This window comes from Citrobacter sp. RHBSTW-00570 (assembly GCF_013739755.1).
GTDB classification, from domain to species: domain Bacteria; phylum Pseudomonadota; class Gammaproteobacteria; order Enterobacterales; family Enterobacteriaceae; genus Citrobacter; species Citrobacter braakii.
On the sequence record NZ_CP056399.1, the window covers coordinates 3,966,997 to 3,980,875 of the forward strand.

Annotated in this window: 16 protein-coding genes; 2 read left to right on the forward strand and 14 right to left on the reverse strand. The window is 50.5% G+C overall.

Translation table 11 applies throughout. From position 1 onward, the window contains the following. Nucleotides 1-6: 6 nt before the first annotated feature. The 10 genes from HV237_RS18890 to lafA form a co-directional block, all read right to left on the reverse strand. Nucleotides 7-648 carry a hypothetical protein gene (locus HV237_RS18890; protein ID WP_047357631.1) on the reverse strand — a complete coding sequence of 214 codons (642 nt, stop codon included), beginning with the start codon at nt 646-648 and terminating at the stop codon, nt 7-9. 55 nt (nt 649-703) lie between these two features. After that, nucleotides 704-1,702, reverse strand: coding sequence for a putative lateral flagellar export/assembly protein LafU (gene lafU, locus HV237_RS18895; RefSeq protein WP_016151860.1), 999 nt, complete (start codon nt 1,700-1,702; stop codon nt 704-706). 2 nt (nt 1,703-1,704) lie between these two features. Next, nucleotides 1,705-2,568: a flagellar motor stator protein MotA gene (gene motA / locus HV237_RS18900; RefSeq protein WP_181541582.1), complete on the reverse strand. Its 864-nt coding sequence runs from the start codon at nt 2,566-2,568 to the stop codon at nt 1,705-1,707. Nucleotides 2,569-2,597: 29 nt separating this feature from the next. Next, the gene (locus HV237_RS18905; protein ID WP_046275416.1) at nt 2,598-3,314 is read right to left on the reverse strand and encodes a FliA/WhiG family RNA polymerase sigma factor; all 717 of its coding nucleotides are present in this window, start codon (nt 3,312-3,314) and stop codon (nt 2,598-2,600) included. 20 nt (nt 3,315-3,334) lie between these two features. After that, nucleotides 3,335-3,805 carry a flagellar basal body-associated FliL family protein gene (locus HV237_RS18910; protein ID WP_047357630.1) on the reverse strand — a complete coding sequence of 157 codons (471 nt, stop codon included), beginning with the start codon at nt 3,803-3,805 and terminating at the stop codon, nt 3,335-3,337. 7 nt (nt 3,806-3,812) lie between these two features. Continuing rightward, entirely contained in the window at nt 3,813-4,988 is a 1,176-nt protein-coding gene (locus HV237_RS18915; protein ID WP_047357629.1) for a flagellar hook-length control protein FliK, read from the reverse strand. Continuing rightward, complete coding sequence (locus HV237_RS18920) at nt 4,985-5,302, reverse strand: hypothetical protein (RefSeq protein ID WP_046275414.1); 318 nt, start codon at nt 5,300-5,302, stop codon at nt 4,985-4,987. The genes HV237_RS18915 and HV237_RS18920 overlap by 4 nt, the downstream gene beginning before the upstream one ends. 4 nt (nt 5,303-5,306) lie before the next feature. Further along, nucleotides 5,307-5,699 (reverse strand): flagellar export chaperone FliS, encoded by a 393-nt coding sequence (fliS, locus tag HV237_RS18925; RefSeq protein ID WP_003843794.1) that lies wholly within the window; start codon nt 5,697-5,699, stop codon nt 5,307-5,309. Nucleotides 5,700-5,732: 33 nt separating this feature from the next. Continuing rightward, nucleotides 5,733-7,058 (reverse strand): flagellar filament capping protein FliD, encoded by a 1,326-nt coding sequence (gene fliD / locus HV237_RS18930; protein WP_046275413.1) that lies wholly within the window; start codon nt 7,056-7,058, stop codon nt 5,733-5,735. Between the two features lie 196 nt (nt 7,059-7,254). Further along, entirely contained in the window at nt 7,255-8,163 is a 909-nt protein-coding gene (gene lafA, locus HV237_RS18935) for a lateral flagellin LafA (RefSeq protein ID WP_016151853.1), read from the reverse strand. A gap of 555 nt (nt 8,164-8,718) precedes the next feature. On the opposite strand from lafA, the gene HV237_RS18940 reads away from it, so the two are divergent. Together HV237_RS18940 and HV237_RS18945 are read left to right on the forward strand one after the other, a co-directional pair. Continuing rightward, a complete protein-coding gene (locus HV237_RS18940; protein WP_046275412.1) occupies nt 8,719-9,669 on the forward strand; it encodes a winged helix-turn-helix domain-containing protein in 951 nt (316 codons plus the stop codon). Further along, complete coding sequence (locus tag HV237_RS18945) at nt 9,647-10,126, forward strand: hypothetical protein (RefSeq protein WP_016151851.1); 480 nt, start codon at nt 9,647-9,649, stop codon at nt 10,124-10,126. Before HV237_RS18940 ends, HV237_RS18945 begins: the two co-directional genes overlap by 23 nt. On the opposite strand, the gene HV237_RS18950 is transcribed toward HV237_RS18945, so the two are convergent. The 4 genes from HV237_RS18950 to HV237_RS18965 all read right to left on the reverse strand — a co-directional run bounded on the left by HV237_RS18950 (nt 10,123) and on the right by HV237_RS18965 (nt 13,874). Continuing rightward, nucleotides 10,123-11,124, reverse strand: a complete 1,002-nt coding sequence (locus HV237_RS18950) for a hypothetical protein (protein WP_046275411.1) — start codon at nt 11,122-11,124, stop codon at nt 10,123-10,125. The genes HV237_RS18945 and HV237_RS18950 overlap by 4 nt on opposite strands. A 25-nt stretch (nt 11,125-11,149) precedes the next feature. Next, nucleotides 11,150-12,079 (reverse strand): flagellar hook-associated protein FlgL, encoded by a 930-nt coding sequence (gene flgL / locus HV237_RS18955; protein ID WP_019076091.1) that lies wholly within the window; start codon nt 12,077-12,079, stop codon nt 11,150-11,152. Nucleotides 12,080-12,096: 17 nt separating this feature from the next. Continuing rightward, complete coding sequence (flgK, locus tag HV237_RS18960) at nt 12,097-13,473, reverse strand: flagellar hook-associated protein FlgK (RefSeq protein WP_047357628.1); 1,377 nt, start codon at nt 13,471-13,473, stop codon at nt 12,097-12,099. Nucleotides 13,474-13,571: 98 nt separating this feature from the next. Then, on the reverse strand, nt 13,572-13,874 hold the full coding sequence (locus HV237_RS18965; protein ID WP_029139422.1) for a rod-binding protein: 303 nt from the start codon (nt 13,872-13,874) through the stop codon (nt 13,572-13,574). Between the last annotated feature and the right edge of the window lie 5 nt (nt 13,875-13,879).

The window sequence follows — 13,879 nt, forward strand, 5'->3', positions numbered from 1 at the left end:
TATTCCTTACGCCGGACCATTCATGACGAAGCGGGCATCGCACAGGTAACGCACAATATCCTTTTTCGTATGTTCTGCGGGATTACCCGCCGTACTGACAAACAGTTTATTCACTTTGCGAACATTTGCCCGCAGCAGTTTTTCGATTGTCATCAGCCGGAAGGCATCATTTTCAACGCAGAAAAGTTCGTAGTCGCCCAGACGTTCACCACAAATTTCACAGTGATTCATCCAGTAACGTAGCCCGGTGGTTTTACTTTTATCGAGGTAGTAATTGCTGGCTTTGATGCTCTTTTTTATCTCTTCAGGCAGAGAATTAATGTGGAACAAAAAGCTGTTACGCCTGACCGACTGCCAGCCCTGACCATCCTGATTTTTCTTAATAAAGCGGGTAAACATCACGCCATGGATGCGGGTAATTTGGTGGCAGCTCCAGCAGTGCATCTTCGAGGTAATCACCAGAGAGTACGGCGCGACAATATTAAAATTGTCGGTCTCGTAGACATAGTCACGAAGCGCCCCGTTTAGCTCGTGGGGTTCGGTGTACCAGATACCTGAAACCTTGTCGAAATGCGCCCCCTGACAGGCTACATCGGTGACGTTATCAGTATGAATCTCCAATGGAATAATATGGGTTACATCTATCACATTGCCTTCCTGAGGAATAAATTGCCCCCACATTGCGTGGGGGACGGGAACAGAATTAATGAGTGACGGGAGCAGATTGCTGACGTAAAGAAGTCACTTGCTTTTGCTTGTCCAGCTTATCCACCAGCGGTTGCACAACCTTCTCTCCCTGCTGGCCAAAATATTGATACAACGTATCGGAAGCGCTTTGCGTCAGCACCATGATCTCAATGCGACGGTTCCCGGCACTTTCCGGGTTTTTCGCATCCAGCAGCATTTGGTCCGCCATCGCGCTGACCTGCATGACTTTATTCTGCGGCATTCCGGCATCCTCCAGCACGCGTCGCGCCGACAAAGCGCGGTCGCCGGAGAGGTTCCAGTTGTTGTAAATGTTACTCTTATAGCTCATCGCGTCTGTATGCCCGGTGATGATTATCTTGTTATCCAGCGAGTCAAACACGGGAGTCAGTTCGACCAGCAGCGATTTAAAGAACGGCATAATCCTGGCGCTACCGCGTTCAAACATATTGCGATTCTGGTCATCTTTAATCAGTACGCGCAGCCCCTGAGGAACAATCTCCATCTCAAGGTTAGTTTCCATATGCGCATTGCGGGCGATAACGTTAATGTCGGTCGCCAGTTCGCCCAATTCGCGGGCTGATTTTTGTTTCAGCAGCACCGCTTTTTCATTCACATCCAGCGCCTTTTTCGCGTTCTCTTCCGTAATTTTCGCCGTCTCCTGCGGGTTGACGGTTTTATCGAGTTTGTTGCGCGTGACGTTTTTCTTCTGCGCTCCCGGCGCTATCGGCTGCTTGCCCAGCTTATTTAACGGCGCCATACCGCCACCGTTAAAGATTGACTGACCATGCAGCGCCGCCACGATATTTTCGCGGTCAGCTTTACTGACGCTGTTCACAATCCACAACGTCATAAACAACGCCATCATCGCCAGCGTAAAGTCAGCAAATGCCACCTTCCACGCTCCCCCATGATGACCTGCATGATTCTTTTTGATTTGTCGGCGGATAATGGTGGTTTTCGCGCCGCGATCGCGACGATTTGGCCCCTTCCTCATGCTTATTCTTGCTCCAGCATCGCATTCACCCACGCATCCAGATTGGCGAATGTGGGTTTGGAAGCCAGATGAATAAGTTTACGTCCCGCATCAACCGCCAGCAGCGTCGGCTTACCGCCCGCTTGCGCCACCAGCACGGTACGTACACATTCGAGCAGCGAATGTTCCGCCCGCGCCTGCTGTTCCATGGCGTTTGCCAGCGGATCCATCACGCAATAACAGATGAAGACCCCTAAGAATGTCCCCACCAGCGCCGCCGCCACTTTCAGGCCGATAAGCGCAATGGAACCATCGATTGACTGCATGGTGATGATGATACCCAGCACCGCCGCGCAAATGCCGAAGCCAGGCATCGCCTCGGCGGTACGCTGCAGGGAGCGCGAAGGGGTTAACAGCGATTCTTCCGCGGTATCCAGTTCCTGATCGAGGATCCCTTCCAGCTCGTGGGCATCAATTTTCCCCATCGCCATCAGACGGAAATTATCGGCGATAAAGGTCACCAGTCGTTTCTGGGTCAGTACCAGCGGGTATTTCTGGAAAATGGTACTCTCTTCCGGCTGTTCGATATGCTGATCCAACATACGCAGACCGCCGTTCTGCACCATTTCCAGCAGTTCATACAGGCACATCAGCAACTGACGCTGGAACTCCGGCCCCATTTTCTTTTTGCTGACCACGCCTTTGATCTGGTGAGCAATCTCTTTAAGCACATGCATTGGGTTACCGATAATCATCGCCCCCAGACCGGCCCCCACGATAATAATAATTTCTGCCGGCTGCCAGATAGCAATTAACTGTCCGCCAGCCTCAAAGTAGCCACCAAATACGCAGCCTAAAACCACCAATAAACCAAAAATCTTTTGCATTACGTCCTCCGCATGTTGATTCGGAATTGTTAATCTGGATATAAACAATCACGAATCTTGTGCGTGATTTTTTTATTCATTTGACAAATTCGAGCTTCAGTCAGCCCTAATACCAGCGCGATTTCTTTTAAATTCATATCGTGCTGGTAATACATTGAGAGCACCAGCCCCTCCTTTTCGCTGAGTTGGCTCAGGGCATAACCCAGCATTTCCTGCGTGACGAATTGTTCTTCAAGCCCCCGCCCTTCGAGCGGCGCAATCGGTATATCGCCATTTAGTAATTCATCCAGGCTGGCCAGCGACTCGGCACCTTCCAGCTGTTGATATTCCTGATAATCTTCAGACGACAAACCCAACCGGGAAAGCTCTTCCCATGAGGGTTCATGCCCGAGCTGAGTACGCGCATCACGAATCAAATCTTTAATCTGATGGTATTTTTGTCGTAGCTGACGAGGCCGCCAGTCGAGGCTGCGCAGCTCATCGAGAATGGCTCCGCGGATACGATGGACGGCATAACCGGCAAAGCCCTCATCCGGTTGACCATAGCGGCGAATCGCATTCAGCAATCCCATCAGCGCCGTTTGCTCCATATCCTGCCTGTCCATAACGCAGGTACATTGCGGCGCAAGTTGACGCACCACTTTGCGCACCAAAGGAAGATAAGCCTGTAAATAATGGCTCTCTTGCTTTGGCGTTAGCACGGGCGTCGCATTAAAATCTTCTGACTCGTAAGCATCCTGGATCATGTTATTTCCTGGCTTGTCGCTTATTGAAACACGACTTTTTTCACCAATATGTCCTTATACGGTGTCGCCATTTTGCGTTTCGCTAATTCAATTTTCAGATTTTCAAAAACTTTCTTTCTGATATCGGAGATCTTCAGCGCCCGAATCTCTTCATATTTCATATTCGAGAGTTCATCTACCGTAATACTTTGATAGAGCGGTTCGTCTTTCTTAATTTTTTCAGCGTCTTTCTCTGAATCAACGACCATTACCAGCTCTGCCACCATGTATCGGTCTGTCCCTTCACTATCATGAAGCGTAACCACCGTTTCCGGCAGAGAGACAAATATGCTGCTGCTCTCATCCTGATTTTCTTCGGGTATCTCAGCGGGTTTTGCTGCCTTAGCTGTCGCACCTTTATTCATAAAATGATAAATACCCCATCCAGCCCCACCAGCAATACCCAGAGCAACGACAGAGCTGATCACACACGCAATAACAATTTTCTTCATCTTGCTTTTACACTTTGATCAGAACGGATTCGTTCTGTTGAAATTGAGGTTCGTCGTTAAGCGTTAGCGCCGACGTCACCTCGTCCTGTTGATGGCCTGACTGCTGTTGTTGCTGTTGCGATTGTCCCTCGGAAGAGACCTGAACATTCACTTCCATGAAGTTCTGCGCCGTGAGGTGCTGGCGTAAGTTCTCGCTAAATTGCTGCAACGAGCGGCAGACATCGCTCTGATTTGCGCCGATGTGCACCATCAGCTTTCCTGCGTCCAGCTGCACGGCAATTTCCAGTTTGCCCAGCGATGGCGGGTCTAGACGAATGGTCGACACCTGCTGTTGCTGACCCAACTGGAACTGAATTCTGTCTTTGAGCAGCGCGGTGAGCTTCTCGCCGAGCTCCTCTGTTGACAGCGTGGTAGGCGCGGAAACTTGCGTCGACACCACGTTGTGGTCGCTCAGGGCATTTACCGGCTGATTTCCCTGCGCCGCCGTATTGAGCAAACTTTGCGACGCAAGCGATGGGTTAACCGTTACGCTATCCGTTTTTCTCACCGCCATCGGGCGAGGAACGGCGTGATCCGCTGACTTCACCCGGGCGGAAATTTGCTGTGAGGTCGAAAGCGAGACAGGTTCAGGCGCGATCGCGCGCAGATCCTGGGCGGAGAATGTCGCCAGTTTGGCCTGCTGATCCGGGGTTGCCTGGGGCAAATTCTCGGTGATCGATGCCAGTAACGTTTGCAGCTTTGGCGACAGTGACGATAAATCCGTGGCGTGCTGCTCAGCCGACGGCATGGATTGTTTTCCTTGCCCGGCCATCGCGCTCGCCAGTTGGCGCAAAAGCGCAGACCCCGCCCCCGTAGTTTGCGCCTGCGTCAGCATTTTCAGCATCTCACCGTCAGGCTGCTTCTGCGCCGCCGCAGGCGTTAACGGCTGTGCCGGTTGCGCCAGTAACATCGCCAGCAATGCTTGCATGGCCGCAGGATCTGCATCATCGCGTTGATGCTCAGGCAACGACGCCTGCTGTTGGTTTATTTTTGCGCCGATCAAACGTTCAGCCACCGCGTTAAGCCCGGCCTGCGGTAAAGAAAACGTGCTGCCGCTCGTTGACGTTGTTGGGGCCGAAATAGCCGCTTTTTCCGGTGTGGCCTCTGCCAACGCACTGGCCGAGGCCAGTAATACAGGATTCATGCCTTCTCCGAAATTAAATTAACCATTGAGTACGCCAACATTCCTTCCTGGTTTTGCTGATGTTGATCCATGCGCGCTTTGAGTTCTTCCGCACGCTGTGTTCGTCGGGCAATCAGCACCTCAAACGCCGCATGCAGGATGTCTTTGACCTCTCGCAACGCGGTGGCATCGGTTTCCCAGGCGGCATAGTCATGAAAAACGCGCATCACCTGCTGATGCAGGCCGGGTAATCGGCGCCAACGCTTTCGATCCAGCGCCTCGTTCATCTCTTTTACCAGGGCATAAAGCTGCTGTTGCTGACGCTCTCTTTCCATCGTCTTATCCCAGCTTTGCCGACAGACCTTCCCAGCCTGTGCGTAGATTGGTCAGGATGAGGATCACTTCATCAATTTTTTCCAGCGACAATTCGCCGCTGGCTTCATACAGGCGGTAGACGCAGTGGTCATACAGCCGGGACAAATTCACCACCAACTCGCCGCCCGTTTCAAACTCCAGCGAGCTGGTTAAGGCGTTGAGAATATCGATGCATTTGTTGATGCTTTGCGCCTTGCGCTCATAGCGTTTGTTCTCAATGTGGCTTTTGGCGCGTTCCAGCTCGTCCATCAGCCCCGAAAACAGCACCAGCACCAGCTCTAATGGCGATGCTGCTGCGGTACGCGCAGCAAGATCCATCTCTTTGTATTGCGAATAACCATCCTGCGTGTCGTACATGTTGATTCTCAATCCTTCTCTTAAATCAGCCGGTTACATAAACGCGGCCATACTCATTTTCATGGTGTACGTTTCCACCAGCGTATTGGTGTACTCTTCCACATAGCGCTCGTAGTTGGTGTTATAGGTTTCAGTCAGTTGATCGCTTTCGTCCTGAATTTTGCTCTGCTGGTCATCAATGTTTTCCTGGCGCAGGGCGATGATGCCGTTGCTGGAATCCAGATAGCTTTCCATCAGGTCGTCCATCTGCGCGACCATGCTGTCCTCCCCGACAAAAATAGCGGTCAAACCGTCCGGGTTTTCTTCCATTGCTTCGCTGAACTGAGTGGAGTCAATTTGTAAGTGACCGTCGGAATCCAGCGTGATGCCATAATCAACAATCGACACGCCACCGTAAGACGCGTGAGCAATATCATCCATCTGATTTGCCAGCGAATTCATCCCGGCGTCTCCCGCAAAAACCCCGGACGCCGTGTCGTCATCGCCATAGCTGGTCAGTGAATCGATGGTGTCGACCAAGGTGTTGTAGGCATCAACAAAGGTCTGTACTTTGGCCTGCGATCCGCTGGAGTCTTCCGCGACGGTAAAAGTGGTCACATCGTTAGGATCATCAGGATCGCTAACCTCAGAAAAAGTCATCGTCACGCCGGGGATCACATCGTCGAAGGTATTGGTGCTGCTGGTGATCGCAGGGCCATCCTCGTTACCGAGGTGAATAATGGCGTCCTGCGCTTGCGTTATCTGTTGTTCACTGGAGGATTCCGCCGTAGCCAGATCGGTGTTACCCGAAACGCTCACCGAAAAACCGCTTTGCTCACCGGTGGTATCAGAGGTCAGCATGATGGTGGTCGTGCCGTCGGTCTTAACCAATGCCGCCGACACGCCTGGGTTATCGTCCGAGTTATTAATCGCATCAACCAGTTCACTGGCATCAACACAGTTATCGCCATCCTCATCGACCGTAGACAGGTCAATATCCATGGTTGTGCCGTCATCCATGGTTATCTCAAATGAACCCGTCGCGGCGTAAGTATCGTCGCTCATGCTGAACGTGGTTTGTTGCCCCTGTGCTAACTGCGAAACATAAAATGAGTAGGTCCCCGCCTGTGCCTGCGAGTTTGCCGACACCGTATTCGACTCATTATTTGTGGTGGCGGAAAACGTCAGTGGGCCGTCGGTGTCGCTGTTCAGCGCATCGATTGCCGTCTGAAAATCAGTCAGCGCGGTACTTAGCGAGTCCAGACCGCTACTCTCTGCGTCCAGCTCTGCCTGCTCGTTCTGCAAATTCGTCGCCTGGGTGGCAATATCGGCGTAGGCAAATTGTTGTGCTAATTTTTGGATCGGACTCGTATAGCTCATGATCAATGACTCCGTGCAACGTTATTTATGTAAAAGCAAAATACATGCCAATAATTTTTATAATTAAAATTCAGTGAGTTAACTTAGTAGCGGAAATGAATTTTCCCTTCCCCAGGAAGGTTTCCAGGTAAAAGCCAGGTCGCTGAAAGCACAACACCGCCGGGTGGCGGTGTTGGAAATGACGTTAAGTCAGGAATTACTGCAGCAGGCTGGAAACCATGCTGGACATGCTGTTGGACTGCTTCAGCATGGTGATGCCGGTTTGCATCAGCACCTGTTGCTGGGTCATGTTGGACGCTTCCGTCGCGTAGTCGGTATCCATAATGTTACCGATCGCCACTTCAGTGTTGTCCTGCATGCTGGTCAGGTTAGCTGCGGTATCGTTCAGACGGTTGATAGATGCACCCAGTTTGGACTGGATCTTAGACACGTCGTCCATTGCAGTCTGGATAGTGGTGATCATCTGGTTTGCAGAACCAGAAGCGGTCAGCTCAGTACCACCGGAAATGCCCGTGCTACCCGCAGTCTGGTCAGCAGAGAACGATTTGCTAACATCATCCAGCGCATTAACCAGATCGCCCAGTTGGCTGGAGATATCAACGGTCATGGTGTCAGAAGATTCAGCACCAACCTGGAAGGTTACCGCCCCCTGGAACAGACCGTCTTTGCCGGTGTTGCTGGTACCGGAAACACCGAACAGGTTGGTGCCGCCGTAAGTGGTGTTCTGCAGCATATCGGACATCTGCTGACCCAGTTCGTCGTATTCGTCCTGCATCGCCTGCAAATCTTCGTCGTTGTAGGTTCCGTTCGCTGCCTGAGTGGACAGGTCTTTCATACGGCCCAGTACGTCGGTCATTTCGTCAAACATGCTGTCTGCAGTCTGCAGCATCGCAGTCGCGTCCTGAATGTTACTCAGCGCAACGCCCATACCGCTGGACTGCGCAGTCAGACGGCTGGCAATCTGTTTGCCCGCAGCATCATCTGCAGAAGAGTTAATACGGTTACCTGTCGCCAGACGTTCCATAGAAGTAGACAGTGATGCGCTGCTTTTGTTGATAGCGTTAACAGCGGACATTGATGCGGTATTAGTATTAATCGATAACATGGTACTGCTCCTTGGGAATAATCGTTTTCGTTTCGATACTCTGTAAAAACGACCACCCCTTCGGAAAACTTAAAGCGCTGCAGAAAAAATTTTTACGCCTTGCACAACATCGTTAACGCGAGAGATAAAACGTCTCTCACCTCTATTTTAGCTTTCCGTGCTCCGCATCCAAACACTCAACGCATAAGGAAGATCTCAATCAAGATTTAATTAAAAGATTATTAGAAATATCTAATAAAGACCTGTTCGATTACACATCTGATATGTTAACCTTATGATAAAGATAAGATTATACTTAGATTAAAATGTTTTAAAGCGACTGGTTATAACTTTATTTTACATTTGGTTGCAAATGCCCTGTATTTTTATATTGTGAGTCTCAGACACTTTCGCTACATTTCCAATCCTCTTTTGCACAGCATAAAAAACACTCAATACCGATTTACCTGCTGTTTCTCAGGCAGAAGACATCTCAATTTCTCCAGAATTTTAATGCACTGATTTTTAACGGTGTGGCACCAGGGATATAAAAATCTTGCGCGGGTATAATAAACCATGAGTATTGTAGTCAACAATTGGCGGATGGACTCTTCGCTTAATGCGCTAATCCACTGTGAAACAGGTGAGATACGTCGCCTGGGCGAATACCATTTTATTCTGTTAGAGACATTAGCTAAAAATGCCGATGTTGTTTTATCTCGTTCATTTTTAATGACCGCTGTCTGGAAGAATCGCATCGTCGGTGGAAATAGTTTGCCGACAGCCGTTCACGCCCTGCGCGTCGCTATTGATGATGATGGTAAACAACAAGAAATTATAAAAACCATACCAAAAAAAGGGTATTTGTTTAATAAACTCTATCTAACTGAAATCATTGCTCCTAATGAAAATAAGGTTGATGACAGCGCCAGTGAGGTAACCGAAGAGAATGCTGAGGTAGTTGAAACCCTCGCGTCTGAGGAGCAACTGCCATCAACAACAACAGAAAAAATAACTTTAAATAACAGTTCATTACATGAAGCCAGCAAGAAAAAACTGGCAACCAAACATCATCCTTATCGGGCTGTTCTGATTACCTTGCCCGTTATCGTTGTCGCTCTGTCGCTGTTTGCACTGATCTCTTATTTTAAAGCGCCATCAGCCACTAAAACGGAAGAAACTCCACAACTGGTTAAAGAAACGCTTGAAAATGCCAACCGTATTACGGTCTATCAACTTTACGATCCAGGTGAGAATAAGAAATCGTTATCGCTTGTTTCAAAACATATTCTTCCTGGTATAGAGCAAATCAATCAACTGTTGGTCGCGCATAGCGCCTCAATGACCCTTTATTATCGGGTCTCGTTGAACAAACTCGCACTTGATATTGTGATGAGCAATCAATGCAATGATAGCTGGCAGTTAGCACTAAGCTTTGATAACTGGCTAAATAAAGATAACGAAATGAATGGTATTTTAATTAAAGAAGTGGAGAAAATGTTAAATGAAATGCCAAAATGCAAATAATTACGCTTTTTATATCCTGGCTATTTCCTCCCTATTTTTTAGTTTTCTGGCCCATGCCCACATTGAGCACACGGTTATTGCCTATTATGATCTTAACGCCGGAAGGAATGCACATTACCAACTTATTCTGAGCCCACAGCACAAGGATACGGCCCTTACGCTCATCCCTTTGGAACATAATAACCAGGTTCCTTCAGTATTCGAGATCTCCACTTGCCTTAATCGTTCTACAGAATCATCTCAACAAGGTGAGCTTCATTTTAGCGATGCGAAAGCGGATAATAACGATCTCCGCTTATCCAATTTCAGTTCCTTTATTGTTGAGCATAACCTTCATACGTGGTGGATTCATTTAAACCCGCAGCAAAATTTGCTCTTCACTCAGGATGTAGGAGGCCTGTTAATCACAGACCCCTCGGCATTTACCTTTTCGACAACATCTTGTCAGCAGAATTAACTTAATAAGCTACGGACAGTCTGGCTGGAAAGCCGGGCTTGTCCGTTGACCGCCTGGGCTAAAACCTGATAGTTGTGATTAGCATGATCCAGTACCCCGCCCAGTGATTCAGATGCTTTAACCGCACTTTCTGCCTGTGGAAAACGCGCCATACCGTCAATCAGCTGCCGGGCCTTCTCCTGCTGCGCGGCCATTTGCGCGCGCTGATCGCCAATCGCATCCAGCGCCTGCTGTAACCCATCCTGAGTGCGGGAACTGCCCTGCGCGATATGTTGCAGAAGCTCATCTGAACGAGAGGGATCGGCAAATGTCTTTAGCAGAGTAAACGCCGAGGACTTCGCGTCAACATCACGTACGCTCAGGGTTTGTTGGATCTGCTGCCATTGCTTCTCCGTCGTGGAAAAGCTCAGCGCCCCCTGCTGATCGTGCACCTGTACACCGACACGGCGCAGCGCGTTGCTCATCATCATTTTGTATTGACCAGGATCCAGGTCCTCGCCCACCACCACCGCAGAGTGCTGCGTCTGCCGCCCGTCAGAAACACTGAACATGCGTGAACTTATCGCGTTTTTTTGCAGCATCTGCGCCAGTTCAGGCGAGTGAAAAGTGACGCGTGCCTCACCCTGTAAAACCGGACGCAACTGCCTGTCGACCGCATCACCGGACAATGCTGGCCGTTTTTCCAGCCACTGAGTTAGTTCAGCCCCCTTCTGCTGCAGCGCCTGTCCGCCGCGGCGAGAAGCGTGACGAAAGTCCAGCAAATGCTGCTCCAGTTGACCCAGGTAGTGGTCAGCTTGCTGCAGCGTGGTGAGCTGATCGTTAAGCTGCACGCTGTAGCGCTGAGGCCGGGTAGTAATAAGGGGTGAGGCCGGGTAATCACTCGCCGTTGCGGGTAACTTTTGACGGACAGGGGCATTCTGCGCAACGGTATGCTGCTGCACAGAAGGATTAAGCGCTCCGCTACCGGAGAGTGATGTTGTATTTAAACCGACCTGCATACTATTCCTGAGCTACTGCTAACTGTTAAATCACACTGAAAAGGTTTAACTCACTCACTTTGGAGTAGGTTTTTAAAGTGGCTTCCATCGCCATTTCCAGACCGGTAAAGGTAATGGAGGCTGGGCCATAATCCAGATCGCTCAACTGACTGATAAGCTGATCGTTGGAGGTAGTGATATCCGTCTGAGCACTGCTCAGCATGCTCATCGTATTCTGCGTTTCACCAATGGTGGCTATAGAAGCGTTGAGCGCGTCTGAGGCCACATCCACCGTATCAATGGCATTTTGAATATCGCTTTGCACCTGTGGATCGGCAGGGTCAACCGACGGATCCTGTAATTCTTTCGACAACGACGTCAGAGTGTTCAGAACGTCGAGGCTATCGCCGAAGAAATCGCTGACTGCCACATTGGTATCAACCTCAACGCCATTGGACACCGTGGTCTGGCGATGATCGTCGTTACCCTGATAGGTATAACTGTCAGTCACCCCGTCACCGTCCTCATCTACCGCGACAATGGGCGGTTGATCGTTCACCGTCCCGCCAAACACATAGTGACCATCTTCATCCTGATAATTCAGCGCCGAGACCATCGCTTCGGTCATCGACTGAATATCCTGCCCCAGGCTGGATAACGACTCGGCGGTGTTGGTGCCGTTGGCGGCCTCCAGCAGATCGTCGCGAATCGCTAACAGATCGTTATTCACTCCATCCAGAATAGACTCCTGTTGGCTCATCCCCGCCGAGGCGGAATCAATATTAGTTTGATACTGATCGAGAGCCGATTGCTGGCGGTTAAGCTGGGTGATTCGTGTCGCAGCGATAGGATCGTCTGACGGCAGCAGAATACTTTTCCCTGTCGCCATCTGCGTGACAACGTGGGAAAGATCGCTGGAAAGGTCGTTAAAACTCTGCGTCATAGACACATAGGATTGTTGGGTAGACACGCGCATGATAATAGCCCTCCAGATTAACTACACATTTCCAGCACAGAGTCGAAAATATCTGCGCCCGTTGAGATAACTTTGAGGTTGGCCTCGTAAATTTGCTGGTAGGTAATGAGGTTCACCGCTTCTTCATCCATGCTGACGCCGCTGACGCTGCTCTGCTGGTTCTGTGCTTCGGAGTACACGTTCGCTGCCGCTTGCGCTTCCGTCTGGTTTTGCTGGCTGTAAATACCGATGTTACTGATGATTGATGAACAGGCTTCGCCCACGGTTACGCTACCAAGCCCCTCGATATCTAACGGTTCGGTTGAGAGGTTGATCAGCGCCTGCAGGTTATCGCTGTTGCCGCTTTCATCCGGCGAACTGGAAAACGCCAGCTCATCGGCGGTGATATCGGGGTTCACTTCCAGCGGGCCATCCGATGAGTTTTCGTCATAAATAAACAGCGGCTCGCCGGGATTTCCGTTCAGGTCGTAGCCCTGCGCCAGTTGGGTATTAACCGCATCGGCAAACTGCTCTGCCATGCTGTTAATCGTCCCCGTCAATGGCGTCAGTACCTCATTCTGATAATCAAACAGCGCGCCCAGCGAGCCGCCGGTATCGGTGTTCATGGATGACGTGGTTCCGGCGAACGTCAGCGACATGCTCTGCGTGCCGTCGGCGTTGGTCTCCAGTTCGAGGGTGGAACTCTCTTGCCCGCTCACCAACGGCTGACCGTTTTGCAGCGTGACGTTGTAGTTACCTTCATCATCAATATTGACCTGAACATCCATAATGCCGCTCAGTTCTTCCACCATCTGGTCGCGGGCATCGTAGAGCGCAGACGCGTTATCCCCGTTGGCTTCGGCTTCAGTGATCTGCTGGTTGTAGCTGGCAATACCGCTGGTAAGCGTATTCACCTGCGCCACCATCGCCTGCTCCTGACTAACGATTTCACTGCTTTGCGAATCGATATAATCGAGGGTGTTATCCACGCGCAGCGCCAGCGCGCCGGACTCGCTGATCACCTGCTCACGCAGAGCAGAGTCATCCGGACTGGTGGTAGCTGCGTTTAGCGCGGCAAAAAAGTTGTCAAAGCCGCCGCTCAGGCTGCTGTTATCATCGCTGAGCACGGTTTCCAACTGAGTTAAATACGTCTGCTGGGTGTTGTAATAGCCGTAATCGCTGGCGGCATACCAGACCTGGTTCACCTGATACTGGTTGGATACCCGGCGAATACTGTCCACCTGCACACCGTTACCCGCACTGTTCGCCGAGCCTGAGCTTGCGCCAATAGTACTGGTGACAGCCACCTGCCGGGTATAACCGTCGGTCATGGCGTTCGCCGTGTTTTGCGCGGTTACGTTAAGCTCCACCTGCGCAGTTGATGCGCCGCTGTAGCCAATGTTAATCATGTCCATCAAAGAGTCCTCGCCGGTCAGTTCCCCGGTCTGTCGTTAACAACCTTGCCGATTAAAAGCGGCGAAAAAACCTCAGTTCTTAAGCCGCCGCGCAACCTTTATCCTTTGTGATGCGGGGAGAGCTGTTTAACGATCATCGCCGCAATCCCAATACCGTGCTGCTGGGCCAGGCTGTTACATAACTGATCGTCGTAAAACCCCTGCATCATGCGCACCGAGTCGCTGTTAAACGGGTTATCTTTGGAGTCGAAGATCTCATTGGTTTTACGCATTTCTTTCAGCATGTTGCGTAAGAAAATGGCTTCAAACTGCTGGGCGGCTTTCTGCAAATCGTTATCTTTAATTTTCGGGCCCATTAACGCATCGCTACCGTCAATGCCCCCGCTATGATTCACTTTGATGTCGG